Origin of the sequence: Ruoffia sp. FAM 26254 (assembly GCF_045528545.1) — a bacterium.
Taxonomy (GTDB): Bacteria; Bacillota; Bacilli; order Lactobacillales; family Aerococcaceae; genus Ruoffia; species Ruoffia halotolerans.
Map to the genome: position 1 here is coordinate 13,947 of NZ_JBGQQY010000005.1, position 18,271 is coordinate 32,217.

The window sequence follows — 18,271 nt, forward strand, 5'->3', positions numbered from 1 at the left end:
ATGATAGAGAAACCATATTCTGATTCAAAACTTAAAATTTTCGCACTAAGTTCTAACCGCCCGTTAGCAGAAAAGATTGCGGATGAAGTAGGTGTAGAATTAGGAGATATTAATATATCTCAGTTTGCTGATGGTGAGATTAAAGTTAATATTGATGAAAGTATTCGTGGAGACCATGTTTATTTGGTACAATCAACATCGTATCCGGTGAATGACCACTTAATGGAGTTATTAATTGCTATTGACGCATTGCGTCGTGCAAGTGCTAAAACAATTAACGTAGTTATCCCTTATTACGGATATGCACGTCAAGATCGTAAAGCACAACCTCGTGAACCAATTACAGCGAAGTTAGTTGCGAATATGTTAGTTCAAGCTGGGGTAGATCGTTTAGTAACGCTAGACTTACACGCGGCTCAAATTCAAGGCTTCTTCGATATTCCAATGGACCACTTATTAGGTGCGCCATTATTAACAAATTACTTTATCGATAACCATCTTGAAGGTGATGATGTTGTTGTTGTATCACCTGACCACGGTGGAGTGACTCGTGCCCGTAAATTAGCCGAATTCTTAAAATCACCGATTGCGATTATCGATAAACGTCGTCCAAAAGCAAACGTCGCTGAAATCATGAATATCGTTGGAGAAGTACAAGGGAAAACGTGTGTCATCATTGATGACATGATTGATACAGCTGGGACTATTACATTAGCAGCAGATGCTTTAATGGAAAAGGGTGCAAAAGATATTTATGTTTGTTGTACACACCCAGTATTATCTGGACCAGCAATCAGTCGTTTAGAAGCATCACCAATCAAAAAAGTGATTATTACAGATTCAATCTCTTTACCAGAAGAAAAATATTTAGATAAAATTGAAACAGTGACGGTTTCTCAACTTGTGGGAGAAGCGATTAAACGTATCCACGAAAACCGTTCAGTGAGTCCTTTATTTGAAGAACAATTCAAATTAATTGACTAAATATGATGATTGAAAAGTGCCAACAGGAGGGATCTTGTTGGTGCTTTTTTATTCTTAATGTATATTCTAATCAGTTTACTATTGATAGTTTGGGCTATATATGCAATAATTCTTTGATATTCCTATTGAAATTGTATAGAATTAGACAGGGTAGAAAAAGAACATTATATATAAGAAATATTTTATAGTAGAATAATGAAAGAAAGGAAGTTATTGCGTGAATAAGCATCGCTATGAATGGAATAACTTGTTACGTTTTGGTGCTGTTATACTAAGCTCAATAGTGGCGATTGGGTGTATTTATTTATCATTTTACATCAAATTTTTAGGCGATATACCGGCTAGAAACTTTAGTGCTTTTGAAGATAGTTATATATGGATATTTATCGGTTACATTATTATTAACTTTCTATTTGGTACTTATGTTTTCTATAACAAGAGTGTGTTAGATATTTTTTACTTTACGATGTTAAGTCAGTTAGTACTGAATGTTTACATTATGGCTCTGACTTTTGCGGGAAGCTGGCTAACATTTCCAAGATCAGTGTTACTAGTGAACTTATTTGTTGGGACCTTTGTGTTATTTATCTTTAATGTATTGGTTTACTTACTTTACCAGCAACTACGTGGGCAAAAGAAAATCTTAGTTGTTGGAGAATCGGACCGGGCACTTGAAGCAGTTCGGAACTTTTCATTAATGAAAAACAAACGTCATAAAGTGACACATGTAGTCTTATCAGATTACTTAAAACATGTTGAGGAATTAGCGAATCATGTGGATATTGTTTATTTAACAGGGTATATACCGGAAGAACAACGTTTAGATATCTATGAATATTTAATGCGCCAGAATAAAAAGTTATTTATAAGTACTCAATTTGAGAATTTAATGATGGTTAATCCAAATATTATGAACTTTGAAGATGAAAGTATTATTGAAGTTTCTAGTTTTGAAATTCCATCTGAAGATAATATGTTAAAGCGTATCATTGATATCTTAGTTTCTTTAGTTTTAACTATTTTGACCTTGCCGATTATGTTAGGAACAGCTATTGCGATTAAGATTGATTCTCCAGGACCTATTTTCTATAAGCAGGAGCGTATTACTAAAGGTGAAAAACACTTCAATATCTTAAAATTCCGCTCAATGTCAGTGACAGCAGAATCCGATTCAGGACCTGTTTTAGCGGCGAAAAACGATACGCGTGTGACAAAGGTCGGTAAATTTATTCGAAGTACACGAATTGATGAATTACCGCAATTGTTAAATGTGCTTAAAGGGGATATGTCGCTTGTGGGACCTCGTCCGGAGCGTCCGTTCTTCGTTGAACAGTTTAAGGAGCAAAATCCGTATTATACTTTAAGACATCACGTAAGAGCAGGAATTACCGGCTATGCGCAAGTTTATGGAAAGTATAGTACCGACTTTAATAGCAAACTGAACTTTGATCTGTTATATATTAAGAACTTTTCCATAGCTTTTGATTTTAAACTATTATTCCAAACGGTGAAAATCTTATTTGATAAAGTGAGTTCGCGTGGTGTTGATGATGAGGAAGAAGTTTCAACACAAGATGAATGGTCAGATTTTGCGAAGACAATTATTATCGTGAAATAAAAAGTATGAATCTTTTATGAACAAGTATGGTGCTCGAATGAGTCCATGCTTGTTTTTATCTTTAGGCAAATGCTATGGATAAAGAATAATAGATGAAAGTTTAAAGATAAAGTAGTAATAAATTGTTTAAATAAAGATCAGGTTATCGATAAATTCTCAGTGGATTATTTGTTTTTATTTACTGGGAATGGATATCATTTGGCTTACTATTGATAAATATAGTATAATTAACTGTAAAGAAAGGATAGTGAAAAAATGAAAAAATCTATTAAAATATTTTTTAGTTTATTGACAACTGTAACAATGGCATTCGGTGTCGTAGCACCCACTGTTTCAGCTCAAGACACTAACTGGGACGAAGTCCTAACTCAACTTAATGAGGTAAACCAAGAGGTAGTATCTATGGAAGGTGACGGAACAATTAATGTTTCTGCCGATCAATTTATCGATGCTGCATTAAACTTTGACTTCCGTTATAACGTAGAAGAGGCTTTTGCACTTGAATTAGCTGGAGACGTTACGGGTGAGTTAGTTACAACCGATGCAGAAGGTAACCCATCTACAATGCCTTTAGATTTCGCAGGACAAGCATCAATAATTGATGGTATTGCTTACTTATTTGATGGTTCAAGTTGGATTGTTGAAGATGTATCAGCTCAAGAAGAGCAAATTGCTGCCGAATTTGATAGTATGATGGCCCAAATACAAGAACAAGCAGATACAATGAGTAACCCTGAATTGACTCAAAAATACTTTGATTTAAGTGAGACGGATTCTGAATACGTGATGACTTTAAAACAAGATATTAATCCAGATGAATTCTGGGCAGATATTGAAAGTCACGTAGACATGGAACAAATCAAACAAGAAACTATTGACCAAACGATTCAACAAGCAGAAGCAAATGGACAAGAATTTACTGAAGAAGATCGTCAAACATTAGAAGAACAAATGGATCTTTCAATGGAAGCAACTAAGAGTGTCATGTTCCAATTAGTTGATACGATGGAATTCCGTTACTCTAAAGAAACTTACTACTTAACTCATATGTTAATGGACTTTAGTTTGGATAGAGCAAACATGGAAGAAATCGCTGCTGATATGGGAGAAACAACTGAAGGAATTCCAGAAGACCTTAATGTAGCATTCTCTATGGAATTCAACTTTGCTAACCATGGTGAAGTCTTTGATATCGTAGTTCCAGAAGGAGCACCAACTTTTGATGAAGCTAGCTCAACTGAAGAGTCAGCAACAGAAGGTACTGAATCATTAGAAGAAAGTACAACTGAAGAATCAGTTCCTGCTGAAGAAACATCAGAAGAAACAACTGAAGTGCCTGCTGAAGAATCGTCAGAAGAAGAAACGACTGAAGAAAGCTCAGAAGCTGCAGAATAATTTATGATTGATTTAATACCGCAAAGGTTCGCCTTTGCGGTATTTTTTTGTTGCAGTGAATTTTAGGGTAAAAGTAAGTAAAAAAAAATATCCTCCCGAAACGGGAGGATAGGGTTATTCGTAATTATTCAGTTCCTTCACTGCTAGAGTCTTCCGAACTAGATTCTTCAGGTGTACTTTCTTCACTTGATTCTTCATCTGAACTTTCCTCAGGAGTAGACTCAGACTCTAATCCAGATTCTTCATCTGACGATGATTCTTCGCTTCCACTTTCATCTTCTGACGATGATTCTTCGCTTCCACTTTCATCTTCTGATGATTCAGGAGTAGACTCTGATGTAGCTGGGGCAGTTTCTTCTGCGCCATCTAAAGTTGCTAACTCATCTTCTGTTACCCATTTGTGGTTAATGACTTCTTCGCCACTTTCAGTATCGATGTAATCAACTAAGTAAACAGTTGTTTCATTTACGGCATCGATTGTAGCCATTGCACCTTCCATACCAGGCATATGATAAGCTTCAACTGTCACTTCATCACCGACTTCAAACGGTGCGTCTACGTCTTCTTGATCAGCTGCTTCAGCAATTTCTTCTTGCACTATCCAACGGTGATTTTCTACGGGTTCACTGTCATCTGTTGGTGTGTAAGAGATTTCGTATGCAGTTGTATCAAAGGCAGCAACAACTGTCCCTTGAGCGCCTTCCATACCAGGCATATGTGTTGCATTAATTTGAACATCGTCGCCTACTTTATATGTAGGTTCGCGTTCAATCTTAATATTTCCAGGTAAGCGACCTTCGTCATCATGCGTCATTTCTCCAGGTTCTTCCGTTGTTGATTCACTTTCTTCACCTGTCACAGCATCGCTAATATCACTTGCTGCGTCATCAACTGTATCCCCAACCGATTCAGATGCATTGTCAACCGTATCACCAATCGATTCAGAAATTTCGTCTACTGTATCTGAGTCTTGAGCAAATACGCCATTTAAACTTGTTGCGGAGGATGCTCCGAATAATAACACTGCTGAGAGCACCATTGCACTTTTACTAATGTATTTTTTCATATATAACATCTCCTCTATTTATTACTATAAAACAAATTTAAATCGATTTCAAAAAATATGATTAATACGTTTACACAGCATGTTTAATAGTTACAAGTGTTAAACATGCTATGATAGGATTTCCAATAAATAAGGGGAGTTGAAATTTTAGTGTTAAATGCGATTAAAAAAGTTCCTGCAGGAACTTTTCTAGTCCCAATGTTGATTAGTGCAATTTTATATACTTTTTGGCCAAACTTGTTCCAAGTAGGTGGTTTAACTGAACATATTTTTGGAGGTTCAGGAACGAACGGAATCGTTGGTGCGATTGTTTTTTGCTCGGGAACTGGGATTGACTTAAAGAAAATCGGATATGCTTTAAAACGTCAAGGTGTTCTATTGTTAGTTAAATTTGCTGTTGGAGTTGGATTAAGTTTATTGTATATTTCAATCTTTGGCTTACCAGGAGTTTTTGGAATTAATGCCTTAGCATTTACAATTGTTATTTGTTCAATTAACCCAGCTGTGTATTTATCATTAATGTAACAATACGGAACGGAACAAGATACAGCAGTTTACGGTATCACAGGTCTATTCAGTATCGCTGCAGTTCCAATGATTGTATTTGGTATATCAAGTGGGGGCGGCATGGACTGGACGCCTGTTTTAAGTACACTTATCCCGATGGCAGCAGGGATTGCCTTTGGCAATATTGATCCGAATTTTAGAAGTTTATTCATGCCCGCTTTACCAGGTTAAACGATGTTAATGGGTTGGAACTTAGGTTACGGGATGAACTTAATTGAAGCGTTCCAAGCAGGAGGAGCAGGAATTATTGTAACAATTGTCTTCTATATTGTAAGTGTCATCTTTGTTGTTATTGACCGCAATGTCTTAGGCAATGATGGGTCCGTTGGTGCGACATTTATGACAGTTGCTGGATTATCAGTTTCAACAGCAGGAATTTTAGGAAGTATTTATCCAGAGGTTCTTGGAGAATACATAACTGCCGCTGCATCTGAAACATTAATGGCAGTTGTCATCACCAGCGTGATTACACCTTCAATTGTTGCTAAATTATCGTCACGTGAGAATAAATTATCATAATGATTTTATTAGGCAAGAGACTTTTTCGGAAGTTTCTTGTTTTTTTATTGCTTCATAAAAGCCCATTAAAGTGTAATATATATGAAATCTGGTCTATTTATGCTATATTTAAAATAATTTAAGTGATGCTCGAATAATTAGTGGCGAGTTAAAATACACTATTAGTTATGTGATATAATATACAAGAAATGAAGTAAACAGTTTACTGGAGGATGCTTATGTATAAATTTGAAGATGATAGTTTAATGTTACATACAGATCTGTATCAGATTAATATGTTACAAACCTATTGGCAGAATGGAATGGATCAACGCAAAGCAGTCTTTGAATCTTATTTTAGATCAATACCTTTCGAGAATGGTTTTGCTATTTTTGCAGGGTTAGAGCGGATTTTAAATTATATCAATAATTTGAAATTTACTCAGAGCGATTTGGACTATTTAAGAAGCTTAGAAATATATCCGGAAGAATTTTTGACTTATTTAGAGAATATGGAATTCAATTTAACCATTCGTTCAATGCGAGAAGGTGAATTATGTTTCGCAGATGAGCCATTGATTCAAGTTGAAGGTCCGTTAGGTCAATGTCAACTAGTTGAGACGGCCATTCTAAATATGCTGAATTACCAAACTTTAATTGCGACGAAAGCAGCGCGCTTAAAATCAGTCGTTGACGAAGACGATTCTTTAGCAGAATTCGGATCACGTCGTGCTCAAGAAACAGCGGCGGCGATTTGGGGATCAAGAGCGGCTTATATTGGCGGGTTTGATTCGACAAGTAATGTGCGTGCAGGGAAATTATTTGGTATTCCCGTTTCTGGAACACATGCTCACTCATTAGTTCAAGCGTACCGTGATGAATATGAAGCTTTTACTGCTTATGCTAAAACGCATAAGAACGTGGTGTTCTTAGTAGATACATACGATACTTTACGTTCAGGTGTACCTACCGCAATTAAAGTAGCGAAGGAACAAGGTGATAAAATTAACTTTATCGGTGTTCGAATTGATTCAGGCGATATGGCCTATCAATCAAAACGTATTCGTGAACAATTAGATGAAGCAGGGTTCCCTGATGCGCGCATCATAGCATCTAACGATTTAGACGAGAAGACTATTCTGAACTTGCGTATGCAAGGGGCTAAAATTAATGACTGGGGTGTTGGTACAAAACTGATTACAGCTTATGACCAACCAGCTTTAGGTGCCGTATACAAATTAGTAAGTATCGAAAACTCTAAAGGCGAATTAGTGCCAACAATGAAAATTTCAAGTAATGCAGCCAAAATTTCTACACCAGGAATAAAACAAGTGTGGCGTATAACACGTAACCATGATGGTAAATCAGAAGGAGATTACGTGGCACTTATTGGAGAGCGTCCAGACTTAGAAGAGTCACTCTTTATGTTCCACCCGGTTCATACTTATATTAATAAGACTGTCGTTGATTTTACCGCACGTCCACTACTTACCGAAGTTTGGAAAGACGGTAAATGTGTGTATGATTTACCATCAGTCGACGAAATACGTGACTATGCGGCTCATAATATCTCTGATTTATGGGATGAGTACAAACGTATCTTGAATCCAGAACAATATCCAGTCGATCTGTCTCAAAACTTATACGATGAAAAGATGCGTAGCATTAAAGATATTCGTGATAAAGTTGACAATCATGTCCTTGAGATAGAAGAAGAGCTTTCAAAGGAAGGTGAGTAAGCTATGCGCCCATTACAAAAAGAAATCATCGAAGAATTAAAAGTCTTACCTGAGATTGATGTCCAAAAAGAAATTCGTCGCTCGGTTGATTTTTTAAAAAACTATTTATTAAAGAATCAAGGACTCTCTACTTATGTTCTTGGAATTAGTGGCGGACAAGACTCGACTTTAGCAGGAAGACTTGCTCAAATGGCTATTTCTGAATTGCGTGAGGAAACCGGTGATGAACGTTATCAATTTATCGCGGTTCGTTTACCTTATGGAGTTCAAGCAGATGAAAGCGACGCTCAACTAGCACTTGAATTTATTCAAGCCGACCAAACAATGACGGTTAACATTGAAGCAGCCACAAATACAATGATTGAGGCTGTTGAAGTCAATAATATTGAAGTGAATGATTATCATAAGGGGAATGTCAAAGCACGTCAGCGTATGATTGCACAATTCACCATTGCAGGTCAACTAGCAGGAGCCGTGATTGGTACAGACCATGCGGCTGAAGGTGTGACAGGCTTCTTCACAAAATTCGGAGACGGGGCTGCAGATATTCTGCCGCTCTGGCGCTTAAACAAGAGTCAAGGAGCAGAAATGTTGAAAGAACTTGGTGCTGTCAAAGAACTTTATGAAAAAGTTCCGACAGCCGATTTAGAAGAAAATCGTCCACAACTAGCTGATGAAGATGCACTTGGTGTGAGTTATAAAGCGATTGATGCTTACTTACGTGGGGAAGATGTGGCTGAAAAAGATGCCAAAGTCATTGAAGATTGGTTTATCAGAACACGTCATAAACGCCATTTACCTATTACGGTTTATGATGATTTTTGGAAATAAATTAAAAGATTTGTGAGTTAAAGGAGGGAGAATGTTGGCAGTCATAACTGTAGGCGGATGGAATATATTGCTGACATTCATCGCTTCTTTTTGTTTTACTTTTATATTGCAAAAGCTACTTCCTAACAAAGACGGGAAACCGCCTAATTATGGTGGTATTGCTGTGTTTGCTAGCTTTTGGCTGGGCTTTTTTACGATGTTTCCAGTCTTGCTTTTTAGCAGTCCGCAATGGAATATCTTCTTAGCCTCTGCCATTGTGTTAATCACTGGAATTATCGATGATACCTTTGATTTAAAACCTTGGCAGAAGACTTTAGGGGTATTAATCGCGGCGAATGTCATTTATTTTTATACGGATGTGGCTTTTTCATCTGTATTAATCGCTGAAGTGCCGGCTTGGTTATTTGACTCATTAGGTTACGTATTAACAATTGCTTGGATCTATTTTGTAACGAATGCGATGAATTTATTAGATGGGTTAGATGGTTTAGTCAGTAGTGTTGCGACAACAAGTTTAGTGACACTGACAGTCATGATTTACATTTCAAGTCTGTCAATTCGACTCACTCTCATTATGATGCTCGTTTTATTAGCAGCATCGATTCTAGGTTTTTTACCATTTAACTGGTTTCCTGCCAAAATATATTTAGGTGACACAGGAGCATTATTTATTGGGTTCATGTTCGCGACCTTAACAGTGTATAATTTAAAAAACATCAGTATATTTTCACTGATTGTGCCGATTTTATTTTATGCAGTACCATTATTTGATACTTCTTACGCCATAGTGAGACGATTTTTAAATGGACAATCGATGGTTGAGCGAGATGAGGATCATTTGCATCACCGTTTACTTCGTCAAGGTTTTACCGTGCCGCAAATTGTGATATTGATGATTGGGATTACGCTTGTTTTTTCAGTATTTGCGATATTTTCGCAACTTTATCATCAATTCCGTTGGGTCTTTATTTTTCTATCTGGAGGGCTCATCGTACTACTGACGGTCTTTATGTCGCGCCTTGATAATAAATAGTAACTGAAAGCATCGCTTTTTCGATGTTTTTTTGCATTTTTCGGCCATATAATACATACATAGTTAATGTTTCTTTGTTACAATTCGTAATGATTAAAATACAACCAAGTCATTTGAAGGAGATAGATATGAAAACTGCGTATATAATAGATAGTTCATCGAGTATTAATGAAACTCTAGGAAACCGTTCTGATGTTTATGTGCAAAATCTTGAAGTCACTTGGGGAGACGCTGCATATACCGATACAACGGATTTAAGTTTGATGAAAGAATTTTATCAACGCTTAGAATCAACGGAAGATTTACCGAAGACATCGCAACCTAGACAAGGGAAATTAAGTGAATCCTTTGATGATATTGTTCAAAAAGGGTTCGATTCAGTAATTATCATTACACTAGCGTCAGCAATTAGTGGGACGTATAATACTTTCCGTATGATTAGTGAGCAATATCAAAAGTCTTTAGATATTCGAATGATTGATTCCAAGGGAACGTCATACGTTGAAGAGCGACTGTTAGAATATTCGATTGAATTAAATGAAGCTGGTTTTGATTTGGATACGATCGAAGAAAAATTAAACTGGTTCTCTGAACAAGCAAAGATTTATGTTGTCATTGAAGACTTGAATGCGATTGTGAAAGGTGGTCGATTAAGTTCGTTCGGTGCCTTTCTAGGAAGTACCTTAAAAATCCGTCCGATTTTAAATTTTGATGATGAGGGGAAAGTCAAAGTGTTTGAAAAAGTTAGAACAACTAAAAAAGTTTATCAAAGGTACCTAACTCTAGTGGATGAAGCTGTGGCTAAATATCCAGATGGTATTGATTTGACCTTAGCACATGGGGACTGTGAAGACAGTGCTTTAGAAGTGAAAGAGTTAATATTGGAAAAATATCCGGAGATGTCTTTTAGAGTAGGCTACTTAACCCCCGTTCTTGGAACGCATGGGGGTAAAAACTCATTAGGAATCGGAATTTTACCAAAGTTACCAAAATAAAAAAGACTAGCATTAAGTGAATTAATACTAGTCTCTAATTGCTTTAGTTAGGTTGTGTAGATGTTACTGGAACATCAACGGTTTGTTCACCGATTTCAGTCCATTCGATTTGCCCACTGAATAGGTCGATTAATTCTTGATGGACCGGCTCAATGTCACCTAGATACAAAGCTAAGGTTAGAGACACTTTATCTGTATACTGAGTGTCAAGAACTGTAATAGGCGTACTCGTTTGTTCCAAGTAGTAGTTAAAGTTATCCACTTGATTATATTCTAATGTTAATTCAATCACCATTTGCGTTGCATTCGCAATCAATTTAGCGTGGTTTAGCGTTTCGCTGACCGACATACTATAAGCGCGAATTAAGCCACCCGCACCCAGTTTTGTTCCGCCAAAGTATCTTACGGTCACGGCCATAATATAGGTTAGATTGTTTCGCTTTAAAACTTCTAACATCGGAACACCTGCGGTTCCACTCGGTTCACCATCATCACTCATACGTTGAATCGATGAATCTGCGTTTAAGATAAAGGCTTGGCAATGATGCGTCGCTTTATAATGTTTTTTGCGGATCGCAGCAAGTTGCTCATTGAATTCTTCTTCTGTTTGAATGGGAATTAGATACGTAATAAAGCGAGATTTCTTAATATCAATCTCATGAATAATCGGTTCTTTGATACTATAATAATTAACCAAAGTGATGCTCCTTGTCTATGTAATTGTCTTATGACTATATTATCATGCTTAAACTACTAGCTCAAATAAGTAAAAAGAACATTGAAGCTTTAGTATAAGAAAAAATGGTAGTATCACTAGTTGACATAAACCTATGAATTCCATAATATAGTCTAATCGAGATGAATAAAATCATCTTAGAATCTTATAGAAAGGAGACCAGAATGAAACCAGCAATTATTACTGATAGTACAGCATATTTATCAGAAGAATTGAGACAACTTCCAAATGTTTATCAAGTAAACTTAAATGTTATTTTTGAAGATGGTTCGATTGCCCATGACACCAATGATCCAAAAGAGCAAGAAGCATTCTTCAAACAGTTAGAAACTCAATCCTCACTGCCAACAACGTCACAACCGTCTGTTGGACATTATTATGACACAGTGGATCAAATTATTGAAGATGGTTACGATACTATCTTTGCTATTCATCTATCTAGTGGGATTAGTGGTACATTCCAAAACGGGAAAATGGTTTTAGATGAATATAAACATCTGATTGATAGCTACTGTATTGACTCTTTAGCAGCGTCTGTTGCGATGGAGGCCATCATCGAGAACATCATTACTTGGTGTCAAGAAGGTGTTGACGCTGAAGAGATTTATCGACGTGCCACTTGGCAAGCAACGCATTTGGATATATATTTAATGGTCGAGAACTTAGACAATTTAGCTAAAGGCGGTCGTTTAAGTACGACAAGTGCCGTCTTGGGAAATTTATTAAAAATACGTCCACTATTATACTTTAACGAAGAAGGTAAAATCGTATTATTTGAGAAATTACGTACAAACCGTAGAGTGTATCAAAGATGGCATGAACTTGTTCAAAAAGCATCCGAAGAATACCCTGATGGGATTGAAGTGCGATTTGCACATGCTTTAGACCAAGAAGAAGTTGAGATAATCGCTCAAGGCATGGAAGCAAAATTCCCAAATATAAACATACGTATAAATGGTTTAGGAACGGTTATTTCAACACATACTGGTAAAGGAGCAAAAGGGATGTTAATCCTCCCTCTAATAAATTAATTGCAATTATAATATATTAAATATTAACAAGCCGTTCTTGGCTTGTTTTTTTTTAGCGAATTTTATCAAGAATGGTCAAAGATGGTTTATACTATAAGAGAAACGTAGTAAAATGAATATATAAATATGACGAAAGTGAGGATGACATGTCTAAATCGAGTTTGATTCACAGTCCTAATCCTAAGATTGATACATCGAATGGAATAGAATTTGGACTTTACTCATTAGGAGATCATTTACCAAATCCACATACTAAAAAGCGTATTTCAGCCAAGGAACGGATTCAAGAAATTATTGAATTAGCAAAGCTTGCTGAAGATGCTGGTTTCGATATTTTCCAATTAGGCGAGTCTCATCAGGAATATTTCGTATCACAATCACACTTACTTATTCTGACAGCAATTTCAAAAGCGACGAAAAATATCCGATTGTCATCGGCAGTTACAACGATTGGCGTATTAGACCCAGTTCGAGTTTATGAAGATGCAGCGACCTTAGATTTAATATCGAATGGCCGAATGGAATTAATTGTAGGACGTGCATCAAGGTTTGGTTCCTTTGAGTTATTAGGTTATAATAGTGTTGCTTATAAAGAATTATTTGAAGAAAAATTTGAGTTATTATTGAAACTAAATAAAGGTGAAAGAGTCACTTGGGAAGGTGAGTTTAGAGCACCTTTAAATGATGCATTAATATTGCCGCGTCCTTTAAAGAATCATCTACCTATTTGGCGAGGCTTAGGGAATACAATGACTTCAGCAATTCGTGCAGGTGAATTAGGCGTGCCTGTGTTTCAAGCGACATTAGCAGGAGCGGTCATGACCTACGCAAACCGCATTAATAATTTTAGAAGCGCTGCCAAAGAAGCAGAGCATGATATTGATAATATTCCTGTCGGGACGGGTGGTTGGGTCTTTATTCGTGAAAGTACGAAAGAAGCCTACCGTCAAGTTTATCCGCATATCAATGAAGGTTTTAAATTAACGAATGGAGAGTCTTTCCCCAAACGTGCATTAGCTCAAGGACAAAGTATTAAAAGCGTTGTAACTATTGGAGAACCATCACTCATCATTGAGAAAATTTTGTACCAACACGAAGCGTTTAAACAACAGCGATTTAGTGCTGAAATTGACTTTGCCGGGATGGAGTTTGACGAAGTGAAAAAGACACTCTACTTATTAGCTGATAAAGTTATGCCCACTGTAAAAAAATATACGAAGTCATAGAAAGGAAATCACTATGAAATCTCAAAAAAATACATTACCACAAATTGATACATCAAACGGAATTGAATTTGGTCTTTACACATTAGGAGATATTGTAACCAATCCACATACAGGTGTTAGAATGTCTGAGAAAGAGCGTATTGACCAAATCATTGAGATGGCTTTACTTGCTGAACAAGCAGGAATGGATGTGTTCCAAGTAGGGGAATCACATCAAGAACATTTTGTGTCACAAGCACACATGATTATTCTATCTGCGATCGCTCAAGCAACCAAAGATATCAAACTAACTTCTGGTGCAACCATTATCAGTACATCTGATCCAGTCCGCGTTTATGAAGATGCGGCAACCATTGACTTAATTTCAGACGGAAGATTCGAAATAGTCGCAGGGCGTGCTTCTCGTGTCGGAATCTTTGATTTATTAGGTTACAAATTAGATGACTATGAAGCTTTATTTGAAGAAAAGCTAGATTTATTACTTAAAATTAACCGAAACAAACGTGTCACATGGGAAGGGGAATTCCGTGCACCTCTAAATGATGCGCAAGTTCTTCCAAGACCGGATAATGAATCAGGTAGCTTGCCAATTTGGCGTGCGGTTGGTGGTTCTTTAAATTCTGCTAGAAACGCAGCGATTGCAGGTATTCCGCTTTACTTAGCTTACTTAGGTGGCCCTGCTGAAGCCTTTAGACACTTAACGGATGCTTACCGTGAAACTGCGGTTCACGAAGGTTATGACGTAAACACTTTGCCAGTCGCAACAGCGAGTTATTTATATGTTCGTGAAGACGCTCAAAAAGCATTCCAAGAGTATTACCCACATGTAAACTCAGGAATGGTTCACTCGAATGGACAGTCATTCCCTAAACAGCAGTTTGCTCAAGGACTAGATTCAAGAAGCATCATTAATGTTGGAGATCCAAGTTTAGTTATTGAAAAGTTACTATATCAACACGAAGTCTTTGGAATGGATCGCTATGTTGGGCAAATCGATTTAGGTGGTGTTTCAACCGATGACATCAAACGTACGATTGATTTATTAGCAACAAAAGTCATTCCAGAAGTTAAAAAACATACTAAGAAATAGCTAGGAGTAATCGATTGAAAATTTTAATATTATCCGCTTCAACCGGTGGAACTAAAACTAAGAAAATAACGACGACTTTTTATAATTTGATGAAAGAGTCCTACGAAACTGAACATGATATTCGCTATTTAAATATTCAAGATAAGAAAATTCAATTCAGTGATGGACGCAATTATTTAGATTATTCGGGTGATACATTAGAAGTAGCGTCAGCAATTATGGAAAGTGATGTCATTATGTTTGGCGCACCAATCTTCCAAGCATCGATTCCAGCTGCTTTAAAAAATCTGTTTGATTTATTACCCGTTCGAGCCTTTGACCGAAAAGTGATCGGACTAATTATTACTGGAGGATCACTACGCCATTACTTAGTTCCAGAAACCCAAATTAAACCAATTATCCATTATATGCATGGAGTTATTATTCCAAAATATGTTTATGCTATTGACACGGACTTTAATACGGATGGCAAAGTCAATGATGAAATCGAATTGAGATTACAAACTTTACTGGATGATACGATTTCAATCTCAGAAACTTACAAGGAAGTTTGGAATAAACAAGACGACATGTTTGGTTTTTAGAGGACGCGACTATGGAAATCGAATTTTTCACAATTCTGTCTGCTCGTATTGTTATATCCAATCCAGACGTTTGCAAGAGATTTTAAAGAAATTTCCAGAAGCGACAGTAAAACAACGGTCATTTCCTTTGAACCTGCACAGTGAAGAACTGCGATTTTAACCGCGAAGATCTTTTGACATCAATTATATTCCTGCCTTAGTGATGAATGGAGAAATAGTTATCAAAGGAGCCCTTCGCCCACAACTGGTTCAAGAAAAACTTAATAGTATTCGCCTATCATAAGCAATGACCGTTTTTCAGTGAAAACTGAGGAACGGTTTTTTTGTTGTCTGGAATCACAGTACGGCGTCTTAGGCCAAATGAGATTGTGGTTTGTCTTTAATTACTTCAACTCAAGTCAAATGGGAATGCGGATCGTCTTTAGTGTCATCAAAAGCAAATTTTTATAAAAACTTAATAATGGAAACACCTTAAAAATACGTATTTATATATAGAACGGTAAGCGTTCAAAAAATACGAAAGGCTGGAAGAAATAGTGATTCCAATCCAACAAGAAGATTACCTAAAAAATCTGCGGGGACGACTTTTGACTAGTGCAGAAGTAGAACTGCAATTAAGTGACTTAGATGAAACACCACAACTCAATGAAGTATTAGACCAAATGGAGCAACAACCAGCAATTGAAATAACTCAAGATGGTTATTGCTGTCGGCGTTGTCGTAATCAACAATCTAAATTATTCACCGCCTTACCCACTCAAGCCGTCTTCAATTTAACAGATGAGCGCGTGTACTGTTTAAATTGTCTACAGATGGGGCGAGTTCTTCAAGGCGATTCGCTTTATTACTTACAAGACCAACAAAGTTATCTAACAACACCAACACAGAGTAAACTCACTTGGCAGGGAACTTTATCACCTGAACAAGCACGCGCTTCAAAAGATTTAATTGAAAGTCTAGAGGACAGTGACCGGACCCATATGGTGCATGCGGTGACAGGAGCAGGCAAGACAGAGATGATTTTTCCAGTGATTGATCACATTATACGACGCAACGGTCGAGTCTGTGTAGCGTCGCCTCGTATCGATGTTTGTATGGAATTGAAACCCCGACTTCAAGCAGCTTTTGAAAGTGTTGATGTCACTCTCCTTTATGGTGGAAGTGAGGAAGGGTATCGTTATTCTCCGATGGTAGTGTCTACGACTCACCAGTTATTAAGATTTCAAGACGCTTTTGATTTATTAATTGTTGATGAAGTCGATGCTTTTCCCTACGTCAATGATGTCAGTTTACATTTTGCGACGCAAAGAGCAGTGAGAAAGCTCAATGGGAAGTTGGTTTATTTAACTGCAACGCCTGATCAACATTTAACGCAAGAAGTAGCTAATAAAAATATGACATCCACCATTCTTCCCGCAAGGTATCACCGGAATCCGCTTCCCGAGCCGCAATTTTTTTGGATAGGTGATTGGCGCCAACAAATTGAAAAACGCAGAAAAAGACGACTGTACTCATTGCTCAATTGGTTTCTAAATCTAGAGGGAGTGAAATTAGTCTTTATGCCAAATATTCGCTTGGCGGAGAATCTGTTTGCATGGTTGAGTAAAGCTTGGCCAGAATTGAAGATTGCGGTAGTTCATGCAAAAGATTCCCAGAGAAAAGAGAAAGTGCAAGCATTGCGTGATGGTAATTATGACGCGCTGATATCAACGACCATCCTTGAAAGAGGAGTTACTTTCACCAATTGTCATGTATGTATTGTGGGATCAGAGAGTCAACTATATTCAACATCAGCTTTAGTTCAAATGAGCGGGCGTGTCGGTCGTAAACCTAATTTTCCCACCGGAGAATTAATTTATGCCCATGGAGGTAAGAATCTTGCAATGCTAGAAGCACGTAAGCAAATTAAGGAAATGAATCAATTGGCTAATGAAAGGGGATTAATCGATGACTATAGCTCAAAGTGATATCTGCATAATTTGTAGTGAACACCTCAATCATTACTTATCTATTAAGCAATTATTTACTTTTAAACCATTAGCGTTTCCAATTCTTTGTCGAACATGTCAAAGTAAATTTAATTTACTAATCCCGCATACTGATGACTGCAAAGGTTGTGGGCGGCCTTTAGAGGTTAGCTCTAAAAATGTTTTTTTAAAACCTATAGTCATATCTCAGCAGGCGTATTGTTTCGATTGTGCGAATTGGCATAAAAATACACCGAGTCAACTAATCAGTCACCAAGCCTTATTTGACTATAATGAAGCGATGCAAGAGTGGATTGTAAATTACAAATACCATGGTGACGTTCGTATGGCTGCCATTCTATCCCCATATTTAAAAGAGGTTTATGAAAAATACAAGGAGTACCAATGGGTAGTATTACCAAGTTCCCCGAAAAGTTTAAAAATCCGACAATTCCACCCTACTGCTTATTTACTTGATGTAGCAGACATACCCTATCAAGTTCCTTTTGACTATATCGGTGACGGCGTAAAGCAAGCAAAAAAATCAAAAAAAGAAAGATTAAATCTAAATAACACCTTTAAAATTAAAGAAGAGGCACTAGACTTGTCAAAAGAAAACTGGTTAATTTTTGATGATATTTATACGACTGGAGCCACGCTTATTCATGCTAAAAAAATTTTGTATCAATTTTATGAAGAACGTGATAGAATAATCCGGTTAATAAGCGTTAGTGTTGCTAGAGACCAATTGAGCGAGTAATAACAAGGCTTTTAATTGTGTTTTAAATAAGGGTATGCTAGTATAGGCTCATTATAAAAAGAAAATGGTGAATACAGATTGAATAGGCGGACACTTGCTGTTTTTATTATAATAATCACGGCAATATTATGCATATTTGAATGGTCATATG

Annotated in this window: 15 protein-coding genes and 1 pseudogene; 14 read left to right on the forward strand and 2 right to left on the reverse strand. The window is 36.9% G+C overall.

The genetic code is table 11. From position 1 onward, the window contains the following. The 3 genes from ACEN3Z_RS02325 to ACEN3Z_RS02335 all read left to right on the forward strand — a co-directional run bounded on the left by ACEN3Z_RS02325 (position 1) and on the right by ACEN3Z_RS02335 (position 3,997). The gene (locus ACEN3Z_RS02325; protein ID WP_407089434.1) at positions 1-984 is read left to right on the forward strand and encodes a ribose-phosphate diphosphokinase; all 984 of its coding nucleotides are present in this window, start codon (positions 1-3) and stop codon (positions 982-984) included. 217 nt (positions 985-1,201) lie between these two features. Beyond that, complete coding sequence (locus ACEN3Z_RS02330) at positions 1,202-2,602, forward strand: sugar transferase (protein ID WP_407089435.1); 1,401 nt, start codon at positions 1,202-1,204, stop codon at positions 2,600-2,602. A 255-nt stretch (positions 2,603-2,857) separates the two neighbouring features. Next, on the forward strand, positions 2,858-3,997 hold the full coding sequence (locus ACEN3Z_RS02335; protein ID WP_407089436.1) for a hypothetical protein: 1,140 nt from the start codon (positions 2,858-2,860) through the stop codon (positions 3,995-3,997). Between the two features lie 124 nt (positions 3,998-4,121). Here ACEN3Z_RS02335 and ACEN3Z_RS02340 read toward each other — a convergent pair whose 3' ends face one another. After that, positions 4,122-5,063, reverse strand: a complete 942-nt coding sequence (locus tag ACEN3Z_RS02340) for a YdhK family protein (protein WP_407089437.1) — start codon at positions 5,061-5,063, stop codon at positions 4,122-4,124. Positions 5,064-5,213: 150 nt separating this feature from the next. On the opposite strand from ACEN3Z_RS02340, the pseudogene ACEN3Z_RS02345 reads away from it, so the two are divergent. The 5 genes and pseudogenes from ACEN3Z_RS02345 to ACEN3Z_RS02365 all read left to right on the forward strand — a co-directional run bounded on the left by ACEN3Z_RS02345 (position 5,214) and on the right by ACEN3Z_RS02365 (position 10,726). After that, a pseudogene (locus ACEN3Z_RS02345) lies at positions 5,214-6,149 on the forward strand (2-keto-3-deoxygluconate permease). Positions 6,150-6,367: 218 nt separating this feature from the next. Further along, a complete protein-coding gene (locus tag ACEN3Z_RS02350; RefSeq protein ID WP_407089438.1) occupies positions 6,368-7,867 on the forward strand; it encodes a nicotinate phosphoribosyltransferase in 1,500 nt (499 codons plus the stop codon). A gap of 3 nt (positions 7,868-7,870) precedes the next feature. Continuing rightward, positions 7,871-8,698, forward strand: coding sequence for an ammonia-dependent NAD(+) synthetase (gene nadE, locus ACEN3Z_RS02355; RefSeq protein ID WP_407089439.1), 828 nt, complete (start codon positions 7,871-7,873; stop codon positions 8,696-8,698). A 31-nt stretch (positions 8,699-8,729) separates the two neighbouring features. Next, complete coding sequence (locus ACEN3Z_RS02360; protein ID WP_407089440.1) at positions 8,730-9,731, forward strand: MraY family glycosyltransferase; 1,002 nt, start codon at positions 8,730-8,732, stop codon at positions 9,729-9,731. Positions 9,732-9,859: 128 nt separating this feature from the next. After that, positions 9,860-10,726, forward strand: coding sequence for a DegV family protein (locus tag ACEN3Z_RS02365; RefSeq protein WP_407089441.1), 867 nt, complete (start codon positions 9,860-9,862; stop codon positions 10,724-10,726). A gap of 43 nt (positions 10,727-10,769) precedes the next feature. Here the strand turns inward: ACEN3Z_RS02365 and ACEN3Z_RS02370 are convergent, their stop codons facing one another. Next, the gene (locus tag ACEN3Z_RS02370; RefSeq protein ID WP_407089442.1) at positions 10,770-11,423 is read right to left on the reverse strand and encodes a YigZ family protein; all 654 of its coding nucleotides are present in this window, start codon (positions 11,421-11,423) and stop codon (positions 10,770-10,772) included. 203 nt (positions 11,424-11,626) lie between these two features. Here ACEN3Z_RS02370 and ACEN3Z_RS02375 point away from each other — a divergent pair, with 203 nt between their 5' ends. The 6 genes from ACEN3Z_RS02375 (at position 11,627) to ACEN3Z_RS02400 (ending at position 18,120) form a co-directional block, all read left to right on the forward strand. Continuing rightward, the gene (locus ACEN3Z_RS02375) at positions 11,627-12,493 is read left to right on the forward strand and encodes a DegV family protein (protein ID WP_407089443.1); all 867 of its coding nucleotides are present in this window, start codon (positions 11,627-11,629) and stop codon (positions 12,491-12,493) included. A 146-nt stretch (positions 12,494-12,639) separates the two neighbouring features. Continuing rightward, the gene (locus ACEN3Z_RS02380; protein WP_407089444.1) at positions 12,640-13,719 is read left to right on the forward strand and encodes an LLM class flavin-dependent oxidoreductase; all 1,080 of its coding nucleotides are present in this window, start codon (positions 12,640-12,642) and stop codon (positions 13,717-13,719) included. Between the two features lie 13 nt (positions 13,720-13,732). Then, positions 13,733-14,809: an LLM class flavin-dependent oxidoreductase gene (locus ACEN3Z_RS02385; protein WP_407089445.1), complete on the forward strand. Its 1,077-nt coding sequence runs from the start codon at positions 13,733-13,735 to the stop codon at positions 14,807-14,809. A 14-nt stretch (positions 14,810-14,823) separates the two neighbouring features. After that, on the forward strand, positions 14,824-15,393 hold the full coding sequence (locus ACEN3Z_RS02390; protein ID WP_407089446.1) for an NADPH-dependent FMN reductase: 570 nt from the start codon (positions 14,824-14,826) through the stop codon (positions 15,391-15,393). A 587-nt stretch (positions 15,394-15,980) separates the two neighbouring features. Further along, on the forward strand, positions 15,981-17,360 hold the full coding sequence (locus tag ACEN3Z_RS02395) for a DEAD/DEAH box helicase (protein ID WP_235888824.1): 1,380 nt from the start codon (positions 15,981-15,983) through the stop codon (positions 17,358-17,360). After that, the gene (locus ACEN3Z_RS02400; RefSeq protein WP_138405266.1) at positions 17,341-18,120 is read left to right on the forward strand and encodes a ComF family protein; all 780 of its coding nucleotides are present in this window, start codon (positions 17,341-17,343) and stop codon (positions 18,118-18,120) included. The genes ACEN3Z_RS02395 and ACEN3Z_RS02400 overlap by 20 nt, the downstream gene beginning before the upstream one ends. Positions 18,121-18,271: the final 151 nt, after the last annotated feature.